At 64.8% G+C, this 21,565-nt stretch carries 21 protein-coding genes; 9 read left to right on the forward strand and 12 right to left on the reverse strand.

Annotated features, from left to right (window positions below):
• Positions 1–272: 272 nt before the first annotated feature.
• The 9 genes from G4D77_RS11730 to G4D77_RS11770 all read right to left on the reverse strand — a co-directional run bounded on the left by G4D77_RS11730 (position 273) and on the right by G4D77_RS11770 (position 9,363).
• Complete coding sequence (locus tag G4D77_RS11730; RefSeq protein WP_012202403.1) at positions 273–710, reverse strand: copper-binding protein; 438 nt, start codon at positions 708–710, stop codon at positions 273–275.
• A 107-nt stretch (positions 711–817) separates the two neighbouring features.
• Positions 818–1,120, reverse strand: coding sequence for a hypothetical protein (locus G4D77_RS11735; protein ID WP_033945460.1), 303 nt, complete (start codon positions 1,118–1,120; stop codon positions 818–820).
• Between the two features lie 52 nt (positions 1,121–1,172).
• Positions 1,173–1,556: a hypothetical protein gene (locus G4D77_RS11740; protein ID WP_059038862.1), complete on the reverse strand. Its 384-nt coding sequence runs from the start codon at positions 1,554–1,556 to the stop codon at positions 1,173–1,175.
• A complete protein-coding gene (locus G4D77_RS11745) occupies positions 1,543–4,713 on the reverse strand; it encodes an efflux RND transporter permease subunit (protein ID WP_012202405.1) in 3,171 nt (1,056 codons plus the stop codon). The genes G4D77_RS11740 and G4D77_RS11745 overlap by 14 nt, the downstream gene beginning before the upstream one ends.
• Positions 4,710–6,347 (reverse strand): efflux RND transporter periplasmic adaptor subunit, encoded by a 1,638-nt coding sequence (locus G4D77_RS11750; protein WP_012202406.1) that lies wholly within the window; start codon positions 6,345–6,347, stop codon positions 4,710–4,712. The genes G4D77_RS11745 and G4D77_RS11750 overlap by 4 nt, the downstream gene beginning before the upstream one ends.
• A gap of 20 nt (positions 6,348–6,367) precedes the next feature.
• On the reverse strand, positions 6,368–7,681 hold the full coding sequence (locus G4D77_RS11755; RefSeq protein ID WP_012202407.1) for a TolC family protein: 1,314 nt from the start codon (positions 7,679–7,681) through the stop codon (positions 6,368–6,370).
• Positions 7,682–7,815: 134 nt separating this feature from the next.
• Positions 7,816–8,289 carry a hypothetical protein gene (locus G4D77_RS11760; protein WP_012202408.1) on the reverse strand — a complete coding sequence of 158 codons (474 nt, stop codon included), beginning with the start codon at positions 8,287–8,289 and terminating at the stop codon, positions 7,816–7,818.
• Positions 8,286–8,807 carry a MerR family transcriptional regulator gene (locus G4D77_RS11765; RefSeq protein WP_012202409.1) on the reverse strand — a complete coding sequence of 174 codons (522 nt, stop codon included), beginning with the start codon at positions 8,805–8,807 and terminating at the stop codon, positions 8,286–8,288. Before G4D77_RS11765 ends, G4D77_RS11760 begins: the two co-directional genes overlap by 4 nt.
• Positions 8,808–8,970: 163 nt before the next feature.
• Positions 8,971–9,363, reverse strand: coding sequence for a Cd(II)/Pb(II)-responsive transcriptional regulator (locus G4D77_RS11770; protein WP_236083815.1), 393 nt, complete (start codon positions 9,361–9,363; stop codon positions 8,971–8,973).
• 280 nt (positions 9,364–9,643) lie between these two features.
• On the opposite strand from G4D77_RS11770, the gene G4D77_RS11775 reads away from it, so the two are divergent.
• The 4 genes from G4D77_RS11775 (at position 9,644) to G4D77_RS11790 (ending at position 16,085) form a co-directional block, all read left to right on the forward strand.
• Positions 9,644–12,517: a heavy metal translocating P-type ATPase gene (locus G4D77_RS11775; protein ID WP_175866204.1), complete on the forward strand. Its 2,874-nt coding sequence runs from the start codon at positions 9,644–9,646 to the stop codon at positions 12,515–12,517.
• Positions 12,507–13,013 (forward strand): signal peptidase II, encoded by a 507-nt coding sequence (gene lspA, locus G4D77_RS11780; RefSeq protein WP_016451581.1) that lies wholly within the window; start codon positions 12,507–12,509, stop codon positions 13,011–13,013. Before G4D77_RS11775 ends, lspA begins: the two co-directional genes overlap by 11 nt.
• An 87-nt stretch (positions 13,014–13,100) precedes the next feature.
• A complete protein-coding gene (locus G4D77_RS11785) occupies positions 13,101–13,904 on the forward strand; it encodes an undecaprenyl-diphosphate phosphatase (RefSeq protein ID WP_012202413.1) in 804 nt (267 codons plus the stop codon).
• Positions 13,905–14,135: 231 nt separating this feature from the next.
• Positions 14,136–16,085: a cytochrome c/FTR1 family iron permease gene (locus G4D77_RS11790; RefSeq protein WP_213757962.1), complete on the forward strand. Its 1,950-nt coding sequence runs from the start codon at positions 14,136–14,138 to the stop codon at positions 16,083–16,085.
• 63 nt (positions 16,086–16,148) lie between these two features.
• On the opposite strand, the gene merA is transcribed toward G4D77_RS11790, so the two are convergent.
• Genes merA through merT form a run of 3 tightly spaced genes read right to left on the reverse strand, consistent with a single transcriptional unit; the run spans position 16,149 to position 18,490 of the window.
• Complete coding sequence (gene merA, locus G4D77_RS11795; RefSeq protein WP_012202415.1) at positions 16,149–17,837, reverse strand: mercury(II) reductase; 1,689 nt, start codon at positions 17,835–17,837, stop codon at positions 16,149–16,151.
• 11 nt (positions 17,838–17,848) lie between these two features.
• Positions 17,849–18,127 carry a mercury resistance system periplasmic binding protein MerP gene (gene merP, locus G4D77_RS11800; protein ID WP_012202416.1) on the reverse strand — a complete coding sequence of 93 codons (279 nt, stop codon included), beginning with the start codon at positions 18,125–18,127 and terminating at the stop codon, positions 17,849–17,851.
• Positions 18,128–18,139: 12 nt separating this feature from the next.
• Complete coding sequence (gene merT, locus G4D77_RS11805) at positions 18,140–18,490, reverse strand: mercuric ion transporter MerT (RefSeq protein ID WP_012202417.1); 351 nt, start codon at positions 18,488–18,490, stop codon at positions 18,140–18,142.
• A 71-nt stretch (positions 18,491–18,561) separates the two neighbouring features.
• Here merT and merR point away from each other — a divergent pair, with 71 nt between their 5' ends.
• The 5 genes from merR to arsB all read left to right on the forward strand — a co-directional run bounded on the left by merR (position 18,562) and on the right by arsB (position 21,563).
• The gene (gene merR, locus G4D77_RS11810; RefSeq protein ID WP_012202418.1) at positions 18,562–18,969 is read left to right on the forward strand and encodes a mercury resistance transcriptional regulator MerR; all 408 of its coding nucleotides are present in this window, start codon (positions 18,562–18,564) and stop codon (positions 18,967–18,969) included.
• Positions 18,970–19,144: 175 nt separating this feature from the next.
• Positions 19,145–19,474, forward strand: coding sequence for an ArsR/SmtB family transcription factor (locus tag G4D77_RS11815; protein ID WP_016451582.1), 330 nt, complete (start codon positions 19,145–19,147; stop codon positions 19,472–19,474).
• 12 nt (positions 19,475–19,486) lie between these two features.
• On the forward strand, positions 19,487–19,957 hold the full coding sequence (locus G4D77_RS11820; protein WP_012202420.1) for an ArsI/CadI family heavy metal resistance metalloenzyme: 471 nt from the start codon (positions 19,487–19,489) through the stop codon (positions 19,955–19,957).
• 12 nt (positions 19,958–19,969) lie between these two features.
• A complete protein-coding gene (locus tag G4D77_RS11825) occupies positions 19,970–20,467 on the forward strand; it encodes an arsenate reductase ArsC (RefSeq protein ID WP_012202421.1) in 498 nt (165 codons plus the stop codon).
• 10 nt (positions 20,468–20,477) lie between these two features.
• Positions 20,478–21,563, forward strand: coding sequence for an ACR3 family arsenite efflux transporter (arsB, locus tag G4D77_RS11830; protein ID WP_012202422.1), 1,086 nt, complete (start codon positions 20,478–20,480; stop codon positions 21,561–21,563).
• Positions 21,564–21,565 lie beyond the last annotated feature (2 nt).

Consider the following 21,565-nt stretch of genomic DNA (forward strand, 5'->3'; position numbering starts at 1 on the left):
GGCAAGCGCAGCGCGCAGGCCCTGGTCAGCAAGTTGGGCCGGAGGTGTCAGCGATGAGAGCCCGCATGGGGCGAAACCCGCAGGGGTTCAATGCGCAGCACGACAGCGTGGCCGGCCATGCTCCAGTGGCCGGGATCGCCCTGCATCTGCGGTGAAACAGAAAAACGCCTTGGGTGACGATGCTGATCACCTTGATCAATTTGCAGGAAGGATGCGACTACGAAACGCGTGCGCGTTCACCGTAGTCGCAGGCTCACATCGTCTGCGGCGCGTTATTTGACCGAGGTCACGACGTAGCCGTCACCCTCTTTCTTGAACCCGACGTGGACTTTCGCGCCCACGGCGAGTTTGTCGTACAGGGCCTTGTCCTTGACGCCAAACGCCATGGTCATCGCGGGCCACCCCAGGCTCTTGACGGGGCCATGCGCAAGGGTGACCTTGCCCTGGACCGCGTCAAATTCCTTCACCACGGCATCGGCCTCATGGGCCGCGGACTTGGCGGTGCCTTTGGCGTCCATGCCTTTCATCATGTCCTGGCACTTCTTGGCATCCATGTCCTTCATGTCCATGCCCTTCATTCCCTTCATATCCATGCAGTTCTGCATGCCCTTGCCCTCCATCTTCATGCCGCCCATGTCACCGGATTGAGCGAAGGTGATGGCGGAGAAAGACAAGGCTGCGATCAGCGTTGCGGTTGAGACGAGTTTCATGATGAGTTTCCTTTTCTGAGCTTTAAAAATGGGCCGGCCTTCTGGCAGGCCCCGGATGGAACGCGGTCACTTGGGATGGCCCGCGTTGGAGAGTCATGCGCTGGCGCTCACGACTCGGGATTCGCGCATGCCTTGACCTGGGCTTCGTAGCGTGCCTTTCGCATCCGGTTTTCTCCGGGCGTCGTTTGAGCACGCGGCCCATGATCCAGCGGCAGCACCAATGGGGCAGGCAGACATTTCACCCGCTGGCCGGAGGCGCTGTCGACTCTGGTGGTGACCGCTTGCGCAGCCCCGGCCGCTTGCCGGGCGGCACGTGCTTTCTCGATGGCCTGGAAGTCGGGGCCGGCCAGCGCGGGCAGAGAGACACCCAGCGTCAGGGCAGCAATGAGGGGGAGATACGATGTTTTCATGATGGTTTCCTCAGGTTGGCTGGATTCAAAAGTTCGAGAGGGCCTCATCGGATCAATCCAGCCACCGGCAGAACGCAACGCGCACAGGCCATCGCAGCCGTGCGTCTCCAGCATCGAAGAACCAGGTTGGAATCGGCGCCGCCGTCGCGTGCGCGAGCCAGGCCGCCGGCGCTTGTTCTCGCGCTTCGCCCTCGCCGGTGAAGGCATGGGCAACAGGAGCCGGTGCGATGACACAAGCCGCGCAGGTCTGACAATCGCCGGCGCTGCTGGACAGCGGGCGCGAGACCGCCGCCGTCATCACCGGGCCGGCATGCTGAATCTCCGCGACGGAAACGGCAGCATGCGCCACCGTGCCCAGCAGCAGTGACAGGCACAGGCAAAGCGCCGCCGCACCCCACGCGCGGTAGCCACCGGAGGAGCATTCAAGCGGCCGCACGATGACGCCTCCAGAACATCCACGGCGATGCCTTACGTTCGCGCGACCGGCGCATCAACAGGTAGGCCGCGGGAATGACGAACATCGAGAGCAACGGCGCCGTGACCATCCCGCCCACCATCGGCGCGGCGATGCGTTGCATCACCTCCGAGCCTGTTCCCGTGCCCCACATGATCGGCAGCAGGCCGGCCAGGATGACGGCCACCGTCATCGCCTTGGGGCGCACGCGCAGCACGGCGCCTTCGCGAATGGCATCCAGCAGATCGGCCTCGCTGGTCTTACCCTGGTCGGCACGCTCTTGCCAGGCGTTCTTGAGGTACAGCAGCATGATCACGCCGAATTCGGCGGACACGCCGGCCAGCGCGATGAAGCCCACGGCGCCCGCGATCGACAGGTTGTAGCCCAGCAGATACAGCAGCCAGATGCCGCCCACCAGAGCGAACGGCAGCGCCGCCATGATCAGCAGCGCCTCACCGAACGCGCCGAAGGTCAGGTACAGCAGCACGAAGATGATGAGCAGCGTGAATGGCACCACCACCTTGAGCTTGGCGGTGGCGCGCTCCAGGAACTCGAACTGGCCCGACCAGGAGATCGAGTAGCCCGGCGGCAGCTTCACTTGCTTTTCGACGGCCTGCTGCATGTCCTGCACGGCGGAGCGCAGATCCCGATCCCGGATATCGACATACACCCAGCCCGACAGGCGCGCGTTCTCGCTGCGCAGCATCGGCGGCCCGTCGGCGACGCGGATGTCGGCCACATCGGAGAGCACCAGCCGCTGGCCGCTTCCTGTCAGCACGGGCAGGACGCGCAGCTTTTCCAGCGAATCGCGCATCTCGCGCGGATAGCGCAGGTTGATCGGGAAGCGCTGCAGGCCTTCCACCGTCTCGCCGATGTTCTCGCCGCCCACGGCGGATGAAACCACCGACTGCACGTCGGCGATGTTCAACCCATAGCGCGCCGCGTCGTCGCGCCGGATGTTCACATCCACATAGCGTCCGCCGGTGAGCCGCTCGGCCAGGGCGCTGCTCACGCCCGGCACGTCCTTGAGCGTGCGCTCGATCTCGCCAGTGAGGCGGTCGATGGTCGCCAGGTCCGTGCCCGCCACCTTGACACCCACCGGACTCTTGATGCCCGTGGCCAGCATGTCGATGCGATTGCGGATCGGCGGCACCCAGATGTTGGACAGGCCCGGCACCTTGACGATGCGGTCGAGTTCCTCAACCAGCTTGTCGGTCGTCATGCCGGCGCGCCACTGGTCGCGCGGCTTGAATTGGATCGTCGTCTCGAACATCTCCAGCGGCGCGGGGTCGGTCGCGCTCTCTGCGCGGCCCGCCTTGCCGTAGACGCTCGCGACCTCCGGCACCGTCTTGATCAGGCGATCGGTCTGCTGCAGCAACTCGGCCGCTTTCCCTGCCGACAGTCCTGGCAGTGCCGAAGGCATGTACAGCAGGTCGCCTTCGTCCAGCCGCGGCATGAACTCGCCGCCGATGTGCCGCAGCGGCCACAAGCTGGTAGCCAGCACCACGAGCGCCACCACGAGCGTGAGCTTCGGGGCGCGCAACACCCTGTCGAGCAGCGGCCGGTAGACCGCGATCAGCAGGCGATTGAGCGGATTGTTCTTCTCGTCGGGGATGCGGCCACGGACCAGGTAGCCCATGAGCACCGGGATCAGGGTCACCGACAGGCCTGCCGCAGCCGCCATGGCGTAGGTCTTGGTGAACGCCAGCGGGGAGAACAGGCGTCCTTCCTGCGCTTCCAGTGTGAACACAGGCACGAAGGACAGCGTGATGATCAGCAGCGAGAAAAACAGCGCCGGCCCCACCTCCGCCGCCGATTCGCCGATGACGTGCCATCGGGCCGTCCCTTCAAGCGTCTCGCCAGGGTGTTCATGGCCCCAATGCTCCAGATGCTTATGGGCGTTCTCGATCATCACCACCGCCGCGTCGACCATCGCACCGATGGCGATCGCGATGCCCCCCAGCGACATGATGTTGGCGTTGACGCCCTGGTAGTGCATCACGATGAACGCCGCCAGGATGCCCAGGGGCAGCGAGATGATGGCGACCAGCGCCGAGCGCAGGTGGAACAGGAAGAGGAAGCAGACCACCGCAACGACGATGAATTCCTCAATCAGCTTGTGCGTGAGGTTCTCCACTGCGCGTTCGATCAGCCCCGAGCGGTCGTAGACCGGCACGATCTCCACACCTCGCGGCAGGCTGGACGCCAGGCCCTGGAGCTTGCCCTTGACCGCAGCAATGGTCTGCAGCGCGTTCTTTCCCGAGCGCATCACGATCACGCCGCCGACGGCCTCTCCCTCGCCGTTGAGTTCGCCGATGCCGCGCCGCATTTCCGGACCGATCTGCACCCGCGCTACGTCGCCCAGACGCACCGACACGCCGGCGGCTGTCGTCATGAGCGGCACCTTCCTAAAATCTTCCAGGCTCCCCAGGTAGCCCGAGGCGCGCACCATGTACTCGGCCTCGCCGAGTTCGAGCACCGAGCCGCCCGTCTCCTGGTTCGCGCGCTGGATCGCCTCCACGACCTTGGTGTGCGGGATGCCGTAGGCCGCAAGCTTGTCCGGATCGAGCACGATCTGGTACTGGCGCACCATGCCGCCCACGGAAGCGACCTCGGCCACGTCGGGCACGGTCTTCAGCTCGTACTTGAGAAACCAGTCCTGCAGCGCGCGCAGTTGCGAGATGTCCATCTTGCCGCTGCGGTCGATCAACGCATACTCGTAGATCCAACCGACGCCGGTCGCGTCTGGACCCAATGAGGCTTTGGCCTGGGCGGGCAATCTCGACTGCACCTGGTTCAGGTATTCGAGCACCCGGGAGCGCGCCCAGTATGGGTCGGTTCCGTCCTCGAACAGCACGTAGACAAAGGAGTCGCCAAAGAACGAGTAGCCGCGCACCGCCTTGGCCCCCGGCACCGAAAGCATCGTCGTGGTCAGCGGGTACGTGACCTGGTTCTCGACGATGCGCGGCGCCTGACCCGGATAGGTGGTGCGGATGATGACCTGCACGTCCGACAGGTCGGGCAGCGCATCCAGCGGTGTGCGTTGCACCGCATAGATGCCCCAGGCGCTGAGCGCCACGGTGGCCAGCAGCACGAGGAAGCGGTTGGCGATGGACCAGCGGATCAGCTTGGCGATCATGGCTTGCCTCCGGCCGCCATCGGCGTGACGCGAGTGAGTTGCGGCAGGTCGTCCGCGCCCATGAAGAACTCGAAGCTCACGCGGTCGCCGACCTGCACCTTGGGTGCCGAGCCGTCAGGCGGCAGCTTGAAATCCATCGTCATCGGGCCCCATTTCAGCGTGGGGATCGCACCGTGCGACAGGGTCAGCGCGTCCTTGCCGATGCCGACGACCTTGGCCTCACCGGAATGCCGCGGCGCGCTGGCGGCCATCGGGACCGGCGGTGAAGCTGCTGCCACCGCCGACGGCGCGCTGTTCAGGCGGGCTTCGACGCCCTTGAGGCTGGCCTCCGAATCGATCAGGAATTGCGACGACACGACCACGCGCTGGCCGGCCGAGAGGCCGTGCTTGATCTCGGTCTGGCCACCGCTCTCGATACCGGCATCGACTTCGGCGGGACGGAAGCGCCCGTTGTCTTCGGCCACGATCACGACCGTGCGTTTGCCGGTCTGGATCACCGCCTCGGTAGGCACGAGCAGCGTCTTGTCGGGGCGCATGTCCACGAAGTTCATCGTCACGAACATGCCCGGCACCAGCCGGCCGCCCGGGTTGGCAAGCTCCATGCGCGCCTTCAGCGTGCGCGTGCTCGGGTTCACCTCGGGCAGGATCGCCTGCACCTTGCCATCGAAGCTGCTGCCGGGCGCGGCCGGGCTTCTGGCCTGCACCTTGGCGCCCGGTCGCAGCAGCGCGGCCTGGCTCTCCGGCACCTCGGCGTTGGCCCATACGGTGGAAAGGCTGTTGATGCGGAACAGCGTCGCACCCGGCGCCACCGTCATGCCTTCGCGCGCCAGCACTTCGACCGCCACTCCGCCGAGGGGCGCGCTCAGCGTGATGCGCGGCTGGGTCTGGCCGCTGCGCTCGACCAGCGCGATCTGGGCATCGTCCATGCCAACCTGACGCATGCGCTGGCGCGCACCGTCCACGAGTCCACCCAGGTCCGTGCCTTTCATGCGCCGTACCGACAGGAACTCTTCCTGCGCAGCAATCCAGTCCGGGACATAAAGGCTGACCAAGGGCTGCCCTTTGGCAACCGGGTCCAGCGTGGCGCGCACGTGCAGGCGCTCGACATAGCCGGTGGCACGCGCCTGCACGATCGCCTGGTCGCGCTCGTTGAAAGCGATGCTGCCAACAGCGGACAGCTGCGGCGACAGCGTGCCTTCGGTCACTTCAGCGGTTCGCACGCCGAGGTTCTGCTGGATGCGCGAGCTGACGGTGACCTTGCCCTGGTCCGCATCGCCGTCGGCGTAGACCGGCGACATCATCATGTCCATGAAGGGTGACTTGCCCGGCTTGTCGAACTTGTTCGCCGGTACCATGGGATCGTTGTAGTACAGGATCTTCTTGCCATTGGCGGGATCGACGTCGCCGGCCTTGAGGCCGGCCGCGATATGCCGCCGCGTGGCGTCCTCGCCCGACTCATTGGCAGGCGCAGCAACAGCGGGAGTCGCCGCTTGCGGCGATGCCATGCCACTGGGATTCGAAGGCGTGGCCGGCATGTCGGCTCCGTGGCGCATGCCGAGGGTGTAGAGGCCGTAGCCGGCGGCGCCCAGCACGCCGGCGGCGACGAGGGCCATCACGAGGTTTTTGGTTTTCATGGGAGGTCTCTCGGTTGTGCTCAGGGGCGGGGTGCGGCCGTGTCGTGACCAGCCGGCACCAGGTAGTTCAGTTGTGCCCACAGGCGCGCCGCGCCCATTTCCAGGCGCAAGCGTTCGACGCGCGTGTCAATCTCGGCGCGGCGTGCCTCTAGCACCGCGGTCAAGGTGCCCGCGTTGCCGCGGTAGGCGGCGATCGAGGCGCGCGTGCGCTCGGTGGCCAGTGGCAGCAGCGAGCTGTCGTAGCGCGCCAGGCGCTCTCGGTCGCTGCGCCATTCCTGCAGCATCGCCAGTGCCTCGGCCACATGGGCGCGCGTGGCTTCCTCGCGCTCGGCGCGCTTTTGCTCGACACTGGCGAGCTTGGCGGCCAGCTCGCGGTCCTGGCGGTTTTTCTGGTCCCACTGCAGCGGGATCGAAACATTGAGCGAGACCATGTTCGAGTAGGCCGGGCCGCGCTGGCTGTACATCAGCTCGACGCTCACATCGGTCTTCTTGTTGGCTTGCGCGATGTCGGCTTCGGCCTGCGCGACCTCTTCCTGCTTTTGCATCACGGCGATTTCAGGGTGGTGGGCCAACTGGGCTTCCAAATCCTGCGGGCTCAGGCGAACCATATCCAATGCCGGAACCGAGCCCAGGGGATCGCTTGCGACGGAGCCAATCCAGCGCGCCAGTTGCGTGCGGGCCGTGGCGACCTGGCGCTCGGCCTGCTCGATGCGGTCGTCGATCTGGGCGACCGCCGAACGGGCGGCGAACACATCGGCTTGCGTGCCGCGCCCGCCCCGGTAGGCGGCATCAGCGGCGTCGATCTGCAGGCGCGCTTCGTCGCGCTGGGTCACCAGCATGTCGCGCACACGCTCCTGGAAGAGACGGTCCAGCCAGGCCAAGGCGGTGTCGCGCTGCAGGTTGGCGAGCGCCAGGCTGCGCCCGGCCTCGGCGACTTCGGCCTCGCGCTCGTAGCGCCCGGCACGGGCCTTGAGTTTGTCTTCGCGTGTGAACTCCTGCATCACGCCGATGGAGCGCATGGTCATGAAGTCGCGCGTCGGGCTGAACCGATCCGCGCCGTTGACGGGCAGGTTGTTGATGCCGAGCTTGAGGGTGGGGTCTGGCCGCTGTCCGGCGGCGACCGCCATGTCCCGTGCGGCCGATGCCGTCGCATCCTGGGCCACGAGCGCGCGAGAACGGGTTTGTGCCAGGCGCAGCGCCTGATCCAGCGTCAGGCCGTCGGCGGCATGGGCTGCACCGGCGCCCATGGCGAATGCCGCAACGATGCCGGCAGCAAGCCTGCGCCATGGCACAGCGCCGCCCGGCGTGCGGAAAGAAAAAGAGTCGATGAACATGGGATCTCCAGTTGACGAATGCCATCAGGTCGAATGGAGCTTGGCGGGGGCGAGCGGAAACTCGCGGACACGCGCAAGCGCGACCGATCGGTCTGGTTCAGCCGGCTCAGGCCGGCCGCACCAGCGTCAGGAGATCAAATGCGAAAACAGCAGTGCAGGATGGCGTGCGGCGGAGACGCCGCGACGCGCCGGAATATCACGTCGGCCGAAGGCCAGCCATGCCCGAGAGGCTCGGGTTGCACCGGAAGGGTGTAGAGGGTCGTCAGCAGCGCCGCGGGTACGGTCGGGGCCGACGCATGGTCGGCGCTTTGCTGGCCGAAACGGCAGTGCTCTACGCACAAGTTGGCGGCGTTGTCGTCGATTTGGTCGCAGCTCGCCATGGCGGCCATGTCTGACGTTGCGACCATGTCGGGCGACACGGCCATCGCAGCACCGGCCTCATCACCGGGCATCGCCGCGGCCGACGCATTCAGGGCCATCGTCGGAAGCGACTGCGGCATGCCCGACAGTGCGGGGCAGGCGTAGGCAGCGATGGCCAACTGGCCGAAGACCAGCACACCGAGCATCAGCCGGCAGACGAATCGCCTGAACATGCGCGTCATCGTCATGCGGCCACCCCATCAGTGCGGTGATAGGCTTCAGCGCCCGGCCGCACGGATCTGCGTCGGCCGGCAACGCTTGCCTGCGCAACGAGGCTCGGATCGGCGATGGCCGGATCTAAGTCCTGCTCCCCGGTCAGCGCGGCGATGATCGAACAGGCCGAACCTTCTGGCGCTTTGGCGCAGCAATCGGCCAGATTTTCCAGCGCCGAGGCCATCGACTGCAGGTCGGCCACGCGCTCCCGGATCTCCGCGATGCGTTCGCGGGTGATTTCCCGCACGCGCAGCCGATCACGCTTGGTACTCAAGGACATCAGTTCGGCGATGTCCTCCAGCGAGTACCCCAATGCCTGAGCCCGCTTGATGAAGCGCAGACGACGGACATCGTCCTCCGAATACTGCCGGAAGCCGCCGTCCACGCGATCCGGCGCAGCCAGCAATCCACCGCGCTGGTAATAGCGCACCGCCTCCACGCCAACGCCTGCCGCGTCGGCGAGTTTGCGTATGGTGAATGCATGGGTCGGCATGGGGAAAAGAATGGCTCAGGCGATCGAACGACGAAAAGACTCTATGTCTGTTGTTTGGTACGTAGTTTAGGCGGTCTTGCCGGCGCATGTCAACACAGCCTTCGCCTGCTGCCAGTGCTTGCGCACAGGCGTCTTGCCCTGCGCCATCGATAGATCTGTTTGACTACGCTTCCCGCTGCGCTGCAGAGACCAGCTCGCCAAGGATGCCGCACTCTTTCGCTTGATGTCCTGCGGAGCAGCGGGCGCGCAGCGTCGTCAGTTGCCTTTCCAGTGCTTTCAAGCTGGTCAGGCGGGCACGCACCCTCGCAATCTGCTCGTCGACCAGCCGGTTGATGTCCGCGCAATCCTCATCCGGACGGGATGTGAAGTTCAGGAGCCGCCTGACATCGGCCAGAGGAATGTCCAAGGCCCGGCAGTGGCGGACAAAGGACAGTCCATCGATGTGTTCCGTCCCGTATACCCGGTATCCATTGGTCTGCCGAGCTGGCGGCGGCAACACCCCCGTCCTCTCGTAGAACCGGATCGTGTCGGTGTCCACGCCGGTGGCGTGGCTCAACTCGCCAATTTTCATCGCAGAACACTCACATGTTGTCAGGACATGCATCGTAGCCGCTTGACCTTGGAGCTACTCCAAGGTGTGAAATAGCCCTTGTAAATGAAAGCACAAGGGGAACGGCACCTGTCGCAACGCTGTCGGCGTCTGCGCTTTGGCTCTCCTGCGCGGAGACTGGCAAAGCTGGCCCGTCTCACCACCTGACTCTTGAAGAAGAACGGATCGATCCATGAAAGCAGACACCGAAACCTCCTGCACCACGGCGTGCTGTTCAGCGAGCGCCATGAGCGCAGCGGCGACCGTTGAGCCACTCGTGACCCACTTCGGGATAGCCAACATGGATTGCCCCAGCGAGGAGGCTCAGATTCGCAAGCGCTTGGCGCAGGTCGATGGCGTCCGGGATATGGCTTTCGACTTGACCCGTCGCCGCCTTGAGGTCACACGCGAACCAGCTGGACAGAACGCCATCCTGCGCGCGCTGCACGACATCGGCATGCGGGCGGTCGTGGAACCCGCGCCGCAGCAGGTCATCTACTTCATCAAGGAGATGGACTGTCCCAGCGAAGAGCGCCAGTTGCGCTCGATGCTGGAGCCACTGGCGGGCGTGCAGGCGGTGGACTTCGATCTGAAGGCCCACACGCTGACGGTGACCCATTCGCTGACCGATACAGCCCCGATTGCCAGGACCATCGAAGGCCTGGGAATGAAGCCGGTGGAAAAGACGGCGGGCAGCATGCCAATCGCTGTCGAAGCCCTCATCCCCAGCACGGCGGCGTCGCAAACCCCGGCACCGGCGACAGGGAACGGTACACGCTTCCTTATTCCGAACATGGATTGCCCTACCGAAGAGGCAACGATCCGCAAGCGCCTTGGTGCGGTCGATGGCATCGAACGGCTGGATTTCGACCTGATGGGGCGACGGCTCGATGTCCAGCACCGTCTGCCCGACCCCGCGCCGATCCTCAAGGCCCTGAACGATGTAGGCATGAAGGCCAGCATTGAGCACGCTGACGACACCGGGCCGCAGGGCCAGGCCGTGTACCTGATCGAAAAAATGGACTGCCCGACCGAGGAGGGCCTGCTGCGCAAGGCGCTCGAAGGCATGCCTGGGGTGAAGGCCCTGGATTTCAACCTGATGGGCCGCACGCTGACCGTGAGCCACGAGCTTGTCGATCTGGCTCCGGTGACCAGCGCGATCGAGCGGCTCGGCATGGCTCCAGTGCTCCAAAGCGCCTCCGACCCGGCGCCATCCGCTCCCCGTGAGTTCGGCACCGGCATCTCGCGCGGGCAATGGATTCGGATGGCGGTCTCCGGCGTGCTGGCGCTCGGCGCGGAGGCCATGGTCTTCGCGGGTGCTCCCGAGGCCTCCTGGCCCATCATTCTTGCTTGCCTCGCGGCCATCGGCCTGGGTGGGGTCGAGACCCTCAAGAAGGGCTGGATCGCGCTGAAGACGCGTTCGCTGAACATGAACCTGTTGATGACGGTCGCCGTCATCGGCGCGGCGCTGATCGGCCAGTGGCCCGAGGCGGCGGTGGTCATCTGGCTCTTCGGCATCGCCGAGATGATCGAGGCCTTGAGCCTGGATCGGGCCCGCAATGCCATCCGCAAGCTGATGGACCTGGCGCCAGAGAACGCATTGGTGCGCCAGCCCGACGGTCAATGGCGCGAGGTCAAGGCGGATACCGTGCCACTCGGAAGTGTTGTGCGGGTGCGTCCGGGCGAACGCATCGCACTGGATGGCGAAGTCGTCGCGGGACAGTCGTCGGTGAACCAGGCGCCGATCACCGGCGAAAGCATGCCGGTGGAGAAGACCGCCGGTGCCACGGTCTTCGCCGGCACCATCAACGAGCGCGGCACGCTGGAGTTCCGCGTTACCTCGCGCAAGGGCGAAACCACCCTCGACCGCATTGCACGATCGGTCCAGGAAGCGCAGGGACAACGCGCGCCCACGCAACGCTTCGTGGACAAGTTCGCCGGCATCTATACACCCGCGGTGTTTGCGCTTGCCCTTGCCGTGGCGGTCATTCCTCCGCTCGCTTTCGGGCAGCCCTGGTTCGAATGGGTCTACAAGGCGCTGGTGATGCTGGTCATTGCCTGCCCCTGCGCATTGGTGATCTCCACGCCGGTTACCGTGGTCAGCGGCCTGGCAGCTGCCGCACGCCGAGGCATCCTGGTCAAGGGCGGTCTTTACCTCGAACAAGGGCGGCACCTGAAATCGGTGGCCCTGGACAAGACCGGGACCCTGACCCATGGGCGCCCCGCACTGACCGATGTCATATCGCTGCGCGGCCTGCCGAAGGAAGAAGTTCTGCGCATTGCAGCGAGCATCGATGCTCTGTCGGAGCATCCTGTGGCCACCGCCATCGTGGCGGGCTACAACCAACCGCATGCCCAGGTGGACAAGTTCGAGGCGATCCCTGGACGCGGCGTCAAAGGCAACGTCGATGGAGATGTCTATTACGTCGGCAACCACCGGCTGATCAAAGAGCTGGGACTTTCAACACTTGAGGTCGAGACTCAGCTCGATGCGTTGGAGTACCAGGCCAAGACCGTTGTGCTCCTCGCCACGGACCAGCAAGTACTCGCCCTGCTGGCCGTGGCCGACACAGTGCGCGACACCAGCCGGCAAGCGATCGCCGAACTCAAGTCGCTGGGAATCGAACCAGTCATGTTGACTGGCGATAACGCGAAAACCGCGCAAGCCGTGGCTGCCCAGGTCGGCATCACCAGCGCCAAGGGCGAGTTGCTGCCGCAGGACAAGCTGCAGGCAATCGAAGAACTGCTCTCACGCGGGCCAGTCGGCATGGTGGGCGACGGCGTCAACGACGCACCGGCATTGGCCAAGTCGAGCATAGGCTTCGCAATGGGCGCAGCTGGCACCGACACGGCAATCGAAACGGCCGACGTCGCATTGATGCAGGACAACCTGCGCAAGCTTCCAGAGTTCATCCGGCTGTCACAGCGCGTAGCCGGCATCCTGACGGCCAACATCGTCTTTGCGCTTGGAACAAAGGCGGTGTTCATGGCCTTGGCCTTTACTGGACATGCAAGTCTGTGGCTGGCGATTCTGGCCGACATGGGTGCCAGTCTGGCGGTCGTTTTCAATGGGATGCGCTTGCTGCGGTCGTCTGAGGACATCAAGCCACATGGCCATTGATAGGGCTGTCTTGCGGATGTACCTGTTGGCCGTGACGGTGCTTGCCGCCGACGTAGCGACCAAGGCGGCCATCGTCGCGTGGATTCCCTTGTATGGCTCCCATGAAATCACGCCATGGTTCAACATCGGGCATTGGCTGAATCCAGGCGCGGCCTTCAGCTTCTTGGCGCAGGCGGGTGGGTGGCAACGCGGCTTTTTTATTGTTATTGGCGTCGCTGCTTCTGCCTTTCTCACCTGGCTCATTGCCCGCGAGAAGACTGCAACACCTGAGGCCGTGGGCTATGCAGCAATTCTCGGCGGCGCGCTCGGCAATGTTCTTGATCGAGTGCGGCATGGGGCCGTGGTGGACTGGCTCGATTTTCATTGGGGCGATTGGCACTGGCCTGCGTTCAATGCAGCCGACGTTGGCATCACCCTGGGAGCGGGGCTTCTGCTGATCGCCGCGTTTCGCGGCCGCGGCCGAAACGGCGCAGATTCCCATTCGCCAGCACGATGATCCAGATTTTCATTGACACATGCGGAGCCGTGAGCACGGCTTCGGAGAAACCGATGTCCCACTCGGCGCTACCACTGCCGCCTGCAAATGCACGCTGAACTCGTTCTCAAGACGCTAATGATGGGCGTCGTCGAAGGCATCACGGAATTCTTGCCAGTCTCCTCGACGGGGCATTTGATCCTAGCGGGCAATGCGCTCTCATTCCTTGCGAAAGAGAAGCGCGACGTCTTTGAAGTGTTCATCCAGTTCGGCGCGATGCTCGCGGTCATCTGGGAATATAGGGCTCGTCTGGCAAGCGTTGTTGTCTCAGCGCATGCCGACCAAGGCTCCCGCCGGTTTTTAGTGAACCTTGCCATTGCATTTATGCCCGCGGCAGTGCTCGGACTGCTGATTGGATCTCATGTGCAGAGGCTGCTTTTCAGTCCGGGGCCGGTGGCCGTCGCACTCGTTGTCGGTGGCATCGCGATCCTGTGGGCTGAGCGACGCCCCGTGCAAGTGAAGGCTGAGCGTGCCGAACAGATCAGCCGAATCGACGCACTGAAGATTGGTTTCGTGCAGTGCCTTGCGCTCTGGCCGGGTACTTCGCGCTCAGGCGCGACGATTATCGGCGGGCTATGGTTCGGGGCTTCGCGGCAGGCTGCGACGGAGTTTTCGTTTTTCCTCGGCATTCCAATCTTGGGGGCCGCCTCGGTATACAACCTCTTCAAGCACTGGGGCGCATTGTCGAGCGACGACATCGGCGTTTTTGCAATGGGTTTCATTGCTTCTTTCGCATTTGCGCTGCTTGCGATACGCCTTCTGATGCGTTATTTGACCGGACATGGATTTGGAGTTTTTGCGTGGTATCGCATTGCACTGGGAACGCTAATCTTGGTAGCGGTCGCCACGTAACCTTTCACTGGCGATGACGACGACCCATGTGGACGCTGTTGAAGGCCTTCTGCACAACAGGCCGTGGCGCAGGGCCATACGTGCAGCGAAAGGTGCGCGGCGTAGTTAGCCCCATCATTTTTCGCCGGCAACAGGCAAATCTTCGTTTTAGAACCTTCGCTCGCACTGCATCGTGCAACGCCCAGTGGTCCGAGTCATCGATAAAATGAGAATCAATAACATTTATACATCATGAAAATGCTTTCTCTTTGCGCCAGGCGATTCCTGGCAATAGCCGCGTTGTTCGCACTCTGGTCGGCTTCTCCCGCCTGGGCTGCCGCCCCTGCCGCCAGCGACCAGGCCAAGCAGACCTGGCAATTGCTGGACTACCTCGCGGTTGACTACGGCGGCGCGGTGAGCAACGGCCAGATTCAAAGTGCCAGCGAGTACGAGGAGATGAAGGAGTTCGCGGCAACCGCCGCACAGCAGCTTGCCGCACTGCCGAGCACTGCGGCGCTGCCCGAGTTGCAGCGGCAGGCCAAAGCGCTCGGAGACCTCATCGCCGCAAAGGCGGACGCCAAGGCCGTGGCCGACAGCGCCCATTCGCTGGCCGCAGCGCTGGTCAAAGCCTATCCGTTTCCGCTCTCGCCGACCCAGCCGCCGGATCTCGCACGCGCCAAGGTGCTGTTTGAAGCCAACTGCGCGGCATGCCACGGGGCAACCGGTGCAGGCGACGGCCCGCTCGGCGCCAAGCTCGAACCGCCGCCGATCGCCTTCACCGATCGTGATCGTGCCCGTTCGCGCAGCGTGCTCGCGCTGTACCAGGTCATTTCTCAAGGCGTGACCAACACGTCGATGCCCAGCTTCGCCACGCTCTCCGACGAGGATCGGTGGGCATTGGCATTTTTCGCCGGCACACTGTCGCATGACGATGCCATGCGCGCACGCGGCGAACAGTCCTGGGGGCGAGACGCCAGCGCCAAGGCTGTCTTTCCCGACCTGGCTGCTGCCGCCACCTTGACCGAAGCCGCCTTGTCCGAGCGGATGCCCCCGGACGCAGCCCGCGACCTCACCGCCTATGTTCGCCGCCACCCGGAAGTCACCGCTGCCGCGAGCGGCTCGGGCGGACTGGCCTTGGCCCGCACACGCCTTCAGGAGAGCCTTGCCGCGGCGCGCGCGGGCGACCGGGCCAGCGCAACGCGCCTGGGCCTGTCGGCCTACCTGGATGGATTTGAGCCTCTGGAGCCGGCATTGCGCGCACGCAACCAGACACTTCTCACGGAAGTCGAAAACGCCATGCTGGCCTATCGCGGCGCGCTCGCCGGCGGGAAACTGGAACAAGCCGATGCCACGGCGCAGAAGCTGGACTATCTCTTTGCCCAGGTGGACGCCGAACTCGGCGCGGACAAGGCAGACCCGCTGACCACGTTCATCGCCTCCCTCACCATCCTGCTGCGCGAAGGGGTTGAAGCGCTGTTGATCGTCGTGGGCATGCTGGCCTTCCTGAAGAAGGCAGAACGGCGCGATGTGCTGGGCTATGTGCATGGCGGCTGGATGGCCGCACTGGCTTGCGGTGGCCTGACCTGGGCGGTGGCCACCTACTTCGTGAGCATCAGCGGCGCAAGCCGTGAGGTGACCGAGGGGGTTTCATCCCTGTTTGCGGCCGTTGTGCTGCTGAGCGTCGGGCTCTGGATGCACCAGAAAAGCACGGCGGGCAAGTGGCAGGCCTACCTGAAGGAAAAACTCTCCGCAGCCATGACGCGGCGTTCGGCATGGGCATTGTTCGCCTTGTCGTTCATTGCGGTCTACCGCGAAGTTTTCGAGACGGTGCTTTTCTATTCGGCCCTGGCCGGCGACGGCAACAATGGAGCCCTGCTCGGTGGATTGGTGGGCGGAGTGGCCGTTCTGGCCGTCCTCGCATGGTTCATGCTGCGCACCAGCGCCCGCATGCCGATCGGCAAATTCTTCAGTCTCAGCTCGATCCTGGTAGCGGTGCTCGCGGTCGTGCTCGCCGGCAAGGGGGTTGCCGGCCTCCAGGAGGCCGGCCGGTTGAGCGCCAGCCCGATCCATTGGCCGCGCATCGAAGTGCTTGGCATCTATCCGTCAGCGGAAACCGCCATTGCGCAAGCCGTGGTGCTTGCCGTTGCTCTGGCAGGCTTTGCCATGAACGCCGTGAAGGCGCGAAATCCCCGGCCCGCGTGAAACAAGCCGGCGTCACTGCCGAGCGTGACTCCTGGAAAAAATCGCGCTCAGCAAGAGATGACGCTATCCGGCACAGCAGGACAGCTGCTTCACGTCCTTGCTGAAGGTCTGCGCCGCGAGCTTCAGGCCCTCGACCATCGTCAGGTAGGGGAATAGCTGATCGGCCAGCTCCTGCACGGTCATCCGGTTGCGGATCGCCAGCGCCGCCGTCTGGATCAGTTCGCCCGCTTCCGGCGCGACCGCCTGCACGCCGATCAGCCGTCCGGTGCCGGCCTCGGCAACCAGCTTGATGAAGCCGCGCGTGTCGAAGTTGGCCAGCGCCCTCGGCACGTTGTCGAGCGTGAGCGTGCGGCTGTCGGTCTCGACGCCGTCGTGGCGCGCTTGCGCCTCGCTGTAGCCCACCGTCGCCACCTGCGGATCGGTGAACACCACGGCCGGCATCGCCGTCAGGTCCAGCGTCGCGTCGCCGCCGGTCATGTTGATGGCGGCGCGCGTGCCGGCCGCCGCCGCGACGTAGACGAATTGCGGCTGGTCGGTGCAGTCGCCGGCCGCGTAGATGTGCGGCGCGCTGGTACGCATGGTGTGGCTGACGAGGATGGCCCCCTGGGGATTGACCTCGATGCCCGCCGCTTCGAGGTTCAGCGTGCGGGTGTTCGGCGCGCGCCCCGTGGCAATGAGCAGCTTGTCGGCGCGCAGCTCGCCGCGATCCGTCGTCAAGATGAACTCTTCCTCTGCATGGGCGACTCGACTGGCCTGGACATGCTCCAGCACCTCGATGCCCTCGGCACGGAACGCGGCCGTGACGGCTTCGGCGACGGCGGGGTCTTCGCGAAAGAGCAGTGTGCTGCGCGCGAGGATCGTGACCTGGCTGCCCAGCCGGGCAAAGGCTTGCGCCAATTCGACTGCCACCACCGACGAACCGATCACGGCCAGCCGCGAGGGAATGGCATCGCTCGCCAGCGCCTCGGTGGAGGTCCAGTAGGGAGTGCCCTTCAAGCCAGGAATCGGCGGGAGCGCGGGGCTCGCACCAGTGGCGATGAGACAGCGGTCGAAGGCCACCGTGCGCTCACCGCCTTCCGCCAGTTGCACGGTCAGGCAGTTTTCATTCATGAAACGGGCCTCGCCATGCAGCACGGTGATAGCCGGGGTGCTCTGCAGGATGCCTTCGTACTTGGCATGGCGCAGCGCATCGACGCGGCCTTGTTGCTGGGCCAGCAGCCGCTCGCGCAGAATGGACGGCGGCGTGGGCGGCAGGCCGGCATCGAACGGGCTTTCCCGGCGCAGATGCGCAATGTGCGCGGCGCGGATCATGATTTTGGACGGCACGCAGCCGACATTGACGCAGGTGCCGCCGATGGTGCTCCGCTCGATTAGCGTCACGCGCGCGCCTCGCTCGACCGCCTTGAGTGCCGCCGCCATCGCCGCGCCGCCACTGCCGATCACGGCCACATGCAGCGCCCGCTCGCCACCACCGTGACTCGGTTCGCTGCCCAGCCAGCCCAGCGCCTTGCCCAACAAGCCCGCAGCCTTGTTCGGCGTGTCGGACACCCGTGCGCGGTAACCGAGCGCGGCCATCGCCGCGACCAGCGGACCATGGTTCATGTCCGCATCCGCCTCGACCTCGGCCCGTCGCCGCGGATAGGACACCGAGGCCGAGCGCACCCCGGGCACCTTCTCCAGCGCCTCTCTGACGTGCTCGGCGCACGACGCGCAGGTCATGCCGTCGATGTGCAAGGCGATCGCTTCGGCCATGGCGGGCAACCTCACTGCTTGACGGTGGCGGGGTAGCCCGCGTTTGCGGTGGCCTTGGCCAAGGCCCCGGCGTTGGTCTTGGCATCGTCGAAGGTCACGACGGCTTCCCGCTTTTCATAGCTGACCTCGGTCTTCTGGACCCCGGCCACCTTGAACAGGGCCATCTTGACCGTGATCGGACACGACGCGCAGGTCATATCGGGCACCGACAGTGTGACGGTCTTGGTGGCGGCCCACGCCGGAGCGCCCAGGGTAACGGCCAGGGCAATAGCGGTGGCAAGTTTCTTCACGGTGGATTCCTCTCAATAGAACAACGGCAGGACGTACGGAAAAGCGAGGGCAATCAAGACCAGCGCGACCACGATCCAGAAAATGATCTTGTAGGCCGTCCGCACGCGGGGCACGGCGCAGACCTCATCCGGCTTGCAGGCGTGAACCGGCCGGAAGATGCTGCGCCAGGCGAAAAACAGCGCCATCAGGGCCGCGCCGATGAAAATCGGCCGGTAGGGTTCCAACACGGCCAGGTTGGCGATCCAGGCGCCCGAGAAACCGAGCAAGACCAAGATGAGGGGGCCGAGGCAACAGGCCGACGCAAGAATGGCGGCGAGGCCGCCAGCGGCCAGGGCGCCACGCCCGCTCTTGGGTTCCGACATATGGTTTTCCTTCCGGGACTTCGCTTGATGCTGTAAGGTTACTTCCGTAGTCAACTACGGAGTCAAGCGTCATGGAAAGCGCCTCGGACAATCTGACCATCGGCGCCTTTGCCAAGGCGGCCACAGTCAATGTGGAGACGATCCGGTTCTATCAGCTCAAGGGCTTGTTGCCCCAGCCGGAGCGGGCCTACGGCCGCATCCGCCGCTACGGGCCGGCAGATGTGGCGCGGGTGAAGTTCGTGAAGTCAGCCCAGCGCCTGGGGTTCAGCCTGGATGAAATCGGCCAGCTTCTGAAACTTGAGGACGGCACCCATTGCAATGAGGCGGCGGAGCTGGCCTCGCTGCGGCTGGCCGATGTGCGCGCCCGCCTGGTGGACCTCACACGGATTGAGGCGGCATTGTCGAAATTGGTGGGTGAATGCGACGCGCACCATGGCAATGTGTCCTGCCCGCTGATCGCGGCATTGCACTGCTGTTGAGCGGAGAAGTTCGGCCGTTCACCTCGCGGCGAAGGGGCGGACAGGCAAGCGCGGCGCGCGAACCAGATTTAAGGTATTGAGCCGGAGGCGCGATGGGATCAAGACCGGATGGCCACAATTCGGCGCGATAGTGCCCTTTTGCACATTAATTCAATAAATGTTGTATTATCGAAATATGAAAGAGACCCAAGCCGTTTCCGCCCTCGGCGCCCTGGCCCACACCCAGCGCCTGCGGGTTTTCCGCGCCCTGGTGGTCGCCGGCCCCGAAGGGCTGACACCCAGCGCCCTCGCCGACCAGCTCGACGTGGCCCGCAATTCCCTGTCCTTCCACCTGAAGGAGCTGGCCCATGCCGGCCTGGTCACCATCGAGCAGCAGGGCCGCAACCTGATCTACCGCGCCGACTTCACCCAGATGAACGGACTGCTCGGCTACCTGACCGAGCACTGCTGCCAAGGCAGCACATGCGAGGTCAGTGATTCCTCCTCTGCCTGTACTTCCTGCTGAAAGGATCTCCCCATGAAGCGCTTTCACGTTCACCTGCACGTCGATGACCTGAACCGCAGCATCGGCTTCTATTCCCAACTGTTCGCCGCGCAGCCCGCGCGTGTCGAGGGCGACTACGCCAAGTGGATGCTCGAAGACCCGCCGGTCAACTTCGCTATCTCCACACGGGGCAACAAACCAGGCATCGACCATCTGGGCATCCAGACCGACGATGCGGAGGAATTGGCCGTGCTGAAGGCACGCGCCGAGGCGGCCGACATGGCGCTGCTCGACGAAGGCACCACCACCTGCTGCTACGCGCGCAGCGAGAAGCACTGGATCACCGATCCGCAGGGCGTGGCCTGGGAACACTTTCATACGCTGGGCAGCATCCCGGTCTTCAACGAAGCGGCGCCTGCAACGGGTTCTGCCGCAGCCTGCTGCGCCCCGGCGCGCGGCAAGCCGGTGGGCGTTGCGGTGAAGCCGGCTTCGTCCTGCTGCTGATGTGAGACATCCATGACCACCAACAAGACCTACAACGCCCTGTTCATCTGCACGGGTAACTCGGCCCGCTCCATCCTGGCCGAAGGCATCCTCAATGAATTGGGCCAGGGGCGCTTTCGCGCCTACTCGGCGGGCAGCCACCCCAAGGGCGAAGTCCACCCGCTGGCGCTTGCCACGCTGGAACGGCTGCATATGCCGATCGTCGGCTACCGCAGCAAGAACTGGGACGAGTTCGCGGCGCCCGGTGCACCGGAGCTGGATTTCATCTTCACGGTGTGCGACAACGCCGCCGGCGAGGTCTGCCCCGTATGGCCTGGGCGCCCGATGTCAGCGCATTGGGGTGTGCCTGATCCTGCAGCCGTTGAAGGCACCGACGAGCAGAAGCGCAAGGCGTTCACGGATGCGGCGCTGACCTTGCGCCGGCGCATTGAGCTGTTCCTGTCGCTGCCATTGCAGCGGCTCGATGCCATGTCGCTGCAGCACGAGCTGCGCAGCATTGGTACGAAGTGAGGTCTGCGCGATGAGTGTTGGAACCCAAACGGCCGGCCGCGTGCCGGCCACCTCCACCATGAGCGTCTTCGAGCGCTACCTGAGCGTGTGGGTGCTGCTGTGCATCGTCGCCGGCATCGCGCTGGGCCAGTTCGCACCCAACGTATTTCAGGCCATTGGCCGCATGGAGATCGCCCAGGTTAATCTGCCGGTCGGTCTGCTGATCTGGATCATGATCGTGCCGATGCTGCTGAAGGTGGACTTCGGTGCGCTGGGCCAGGTCAAGCAGCACTGGCGCGGCATCGGCGTGACGCTGTTCGTCAACTGGGCGGTCAAACCGTTCTCGATGGCGCTGCTGGCCTGGATCTTCGTCCGCCAGGTCTTCGCTCAGTGGCTGCCGGCCGACCAGCTCGACAGCTACGTTGCCGGCCTCATCCTGCTGGCCGCCGCGCCCTGCACGGCGATGGTGTTCGTCTGGAGCCGGCTGACCGGGGGCGATCCGGTATTCACGCTGTCGCAGGTGGCGCTGAACGACACCATCATGGTGTTTGCCTTCGCGCCCATTGTCGGCCTGCTGCTGGGCCTGTCGTCCATCACGGTGCCGTGGGCCACGCTGCTGGTATCGGTCGGCCTGTACATCGTGATTCCGGTCATCCTGGCCCAGCTCTGGCGCCGTGCTCTGCTGAACAAGGGCCAAGCCGCCTTCGACCGGGCGCTGGAGCGCATCGGCCCGCTGTCGATCGCGGCGCTGCTGCTCACGCTGGTGCTGCTGTTCGCCTTCCAGGGCGAGGCCATCATCCGCCAGCCGCTGGTCATCGCCATGCTGGCGGTGCCGATCCTGATTCAGGTGTTCTTCAACTCCGGCCTGGCCTATTGGCTCAGCCGCAAGGCCGGCGAGCAGCACAGCATCGCTTGCCCCTCGGCGTTGATCGGCGCCTCCAACTTCTTCGAGCTGGCTGTAGCGGCCGCCATCAGCCTGTTCGGCTTCCAGTCCGGCGCGGCGCTGGCCACCGTGGTCGGCGTGCTGATCGAGGTGCCGGTGATGCTGCTGGTCGTTCGGATCGTCAACCAAAGCAAGGGCTGGTATGAGTGCGGCCCGAACCCTGCCCGCAGATAAGC

Origin of the sequence: Delftia sp. WY8 (assembly GCF_018437695.1) — a bacterium.
GTDB lineage: Bacteria > Pseudomonadota > Gammaproteobacteria > Burkholderiales > Burkholderiaceae_C > Comamonas > Comamonas tsuruhatensis.

Bases quoted from the DNA above. Each gene is read 5' to 3' on its own strand.
- G4D77_RS11730 (WP_012202403.1), bottom strand. From the start codon at position 710: ATGAAACTCGTCTCAACCGCAACGCTGATCGCAGCCTTGTCTTTCTCC.
- G4D77_RS11735 (WP_033945460.1), bottom strand. From the start codon at position 1,120: ATGAAAACATCGTATCTCCCCCTCATTGCTGCCCTGACGCTGGGTGTC.
- G4D77_RS11745 (WP_012202405.1), bottom strand. From the start codon at position 4,713: ATGATCGCCAAGCTGATCCGCTGGTCCATCGCCAACCGCTTCCTCGTG.
- G4D77_RS11750 (WP_012202406.1), bottom strand. From the start codon at position 6,347: ATGAAAACCAAAAACCTCGTGATGGCCCTCGTCGCCGCCGGCGTGCTG.
- G4D77_RS11755 (WP_012202407.1), bottom strand. From the start codon at position 7,681: ATGTTCATCGACTCTTTTTCTTTCCGCACGCCGGGCGGCGCTGTGCCA.
- G4D77_RS11760 (WP_012202408.1), bottom strand. From the start codon at position 8,289: ATGACGATGACGCGCATGTTCAGGCGATTCGTCTGCCGGCTGATGCTC.
- G4D77_RS11765 (WP_012202409.1), bottom strand. From the start codon at position 8,807: ATGCCGACCCATGCATTCACCATACGCAAACTCGCCGACGCGGCAGGC.
- G4D77_RS11775 (WP_175866204.1), top strand. From the start codon at position 9,644: ATGAGCGCAGCGGCGACCGTTGAGCCACTCGTGACCCACTTCGGGATA.
- lspA (WP_016451581.1), top strand. From the start codon at position 12,507: ATGGCCATTGATAGGGCTGTCTTGCGGATGTACCTGTTGGCCGTGACG.
- G4D77_RS11785 (WP_012202413.1), top strand. From the start codon at position 13,101: ATGCACGCTGAACTCGTTCTCAAGACGCTAATGATGGGCGTCGTCGAA.
- G4D77_RS11790 (WP_213757962.1), top strand. From the start codon at position 14,136: ATGAAAATGCTTTCTCTTTGCGCCAGGCGATTCCTGGCAATAGCCGCG.
- merA (WP_012202415.1), bottom strand. From the start codon at position 17,837: ATGGCCGAAGCGATCGCCTTGCACATCGACGGCATGACCTGCGCGTCG.
- merT (WP_012202417.1), bottom strand. From the start codon at position 18,490: ATGTCGGAACCCAAGAGCGGGCGTGGCGCCCTGGCCGCTGGCGGCCTC.
- merR (WP_012202418.1), top strand. From the start codon at position 18,562: ATGGAAAGCGCCTCGGACAATCTGACCATCGGCGCCTTTGCCAAGGCG.
- G4D77_RS11815 (WP_016451582.1), top strand. From the start codon at position 19,145: ATGAAAGAGACCCAAGCCGTTTCCGCCCTCGGCGCCCTGGCCCACACC.
- G4D77_RS11820 (WP_012202420.1), top strand. From the start codon at position 19,487: ATGAAGCGCTTTCACGTTCACCTGCACGTCGATGACCTGAACCGCAGC.
- G4D77_RS11825 (WP_012202421.1), top strand. From the start codon at position 19,970: ATGACCACCAACAAGACCTACAACGCCCTGTTCATCTGCACGGGTAAC.
- arsB (WP_012202422.1), top strand. From the start codon at position 20,478: ATGAGTGTTGGAACCCAAACGGCCGGCCGCGTGCCGGCCACCTCCACC.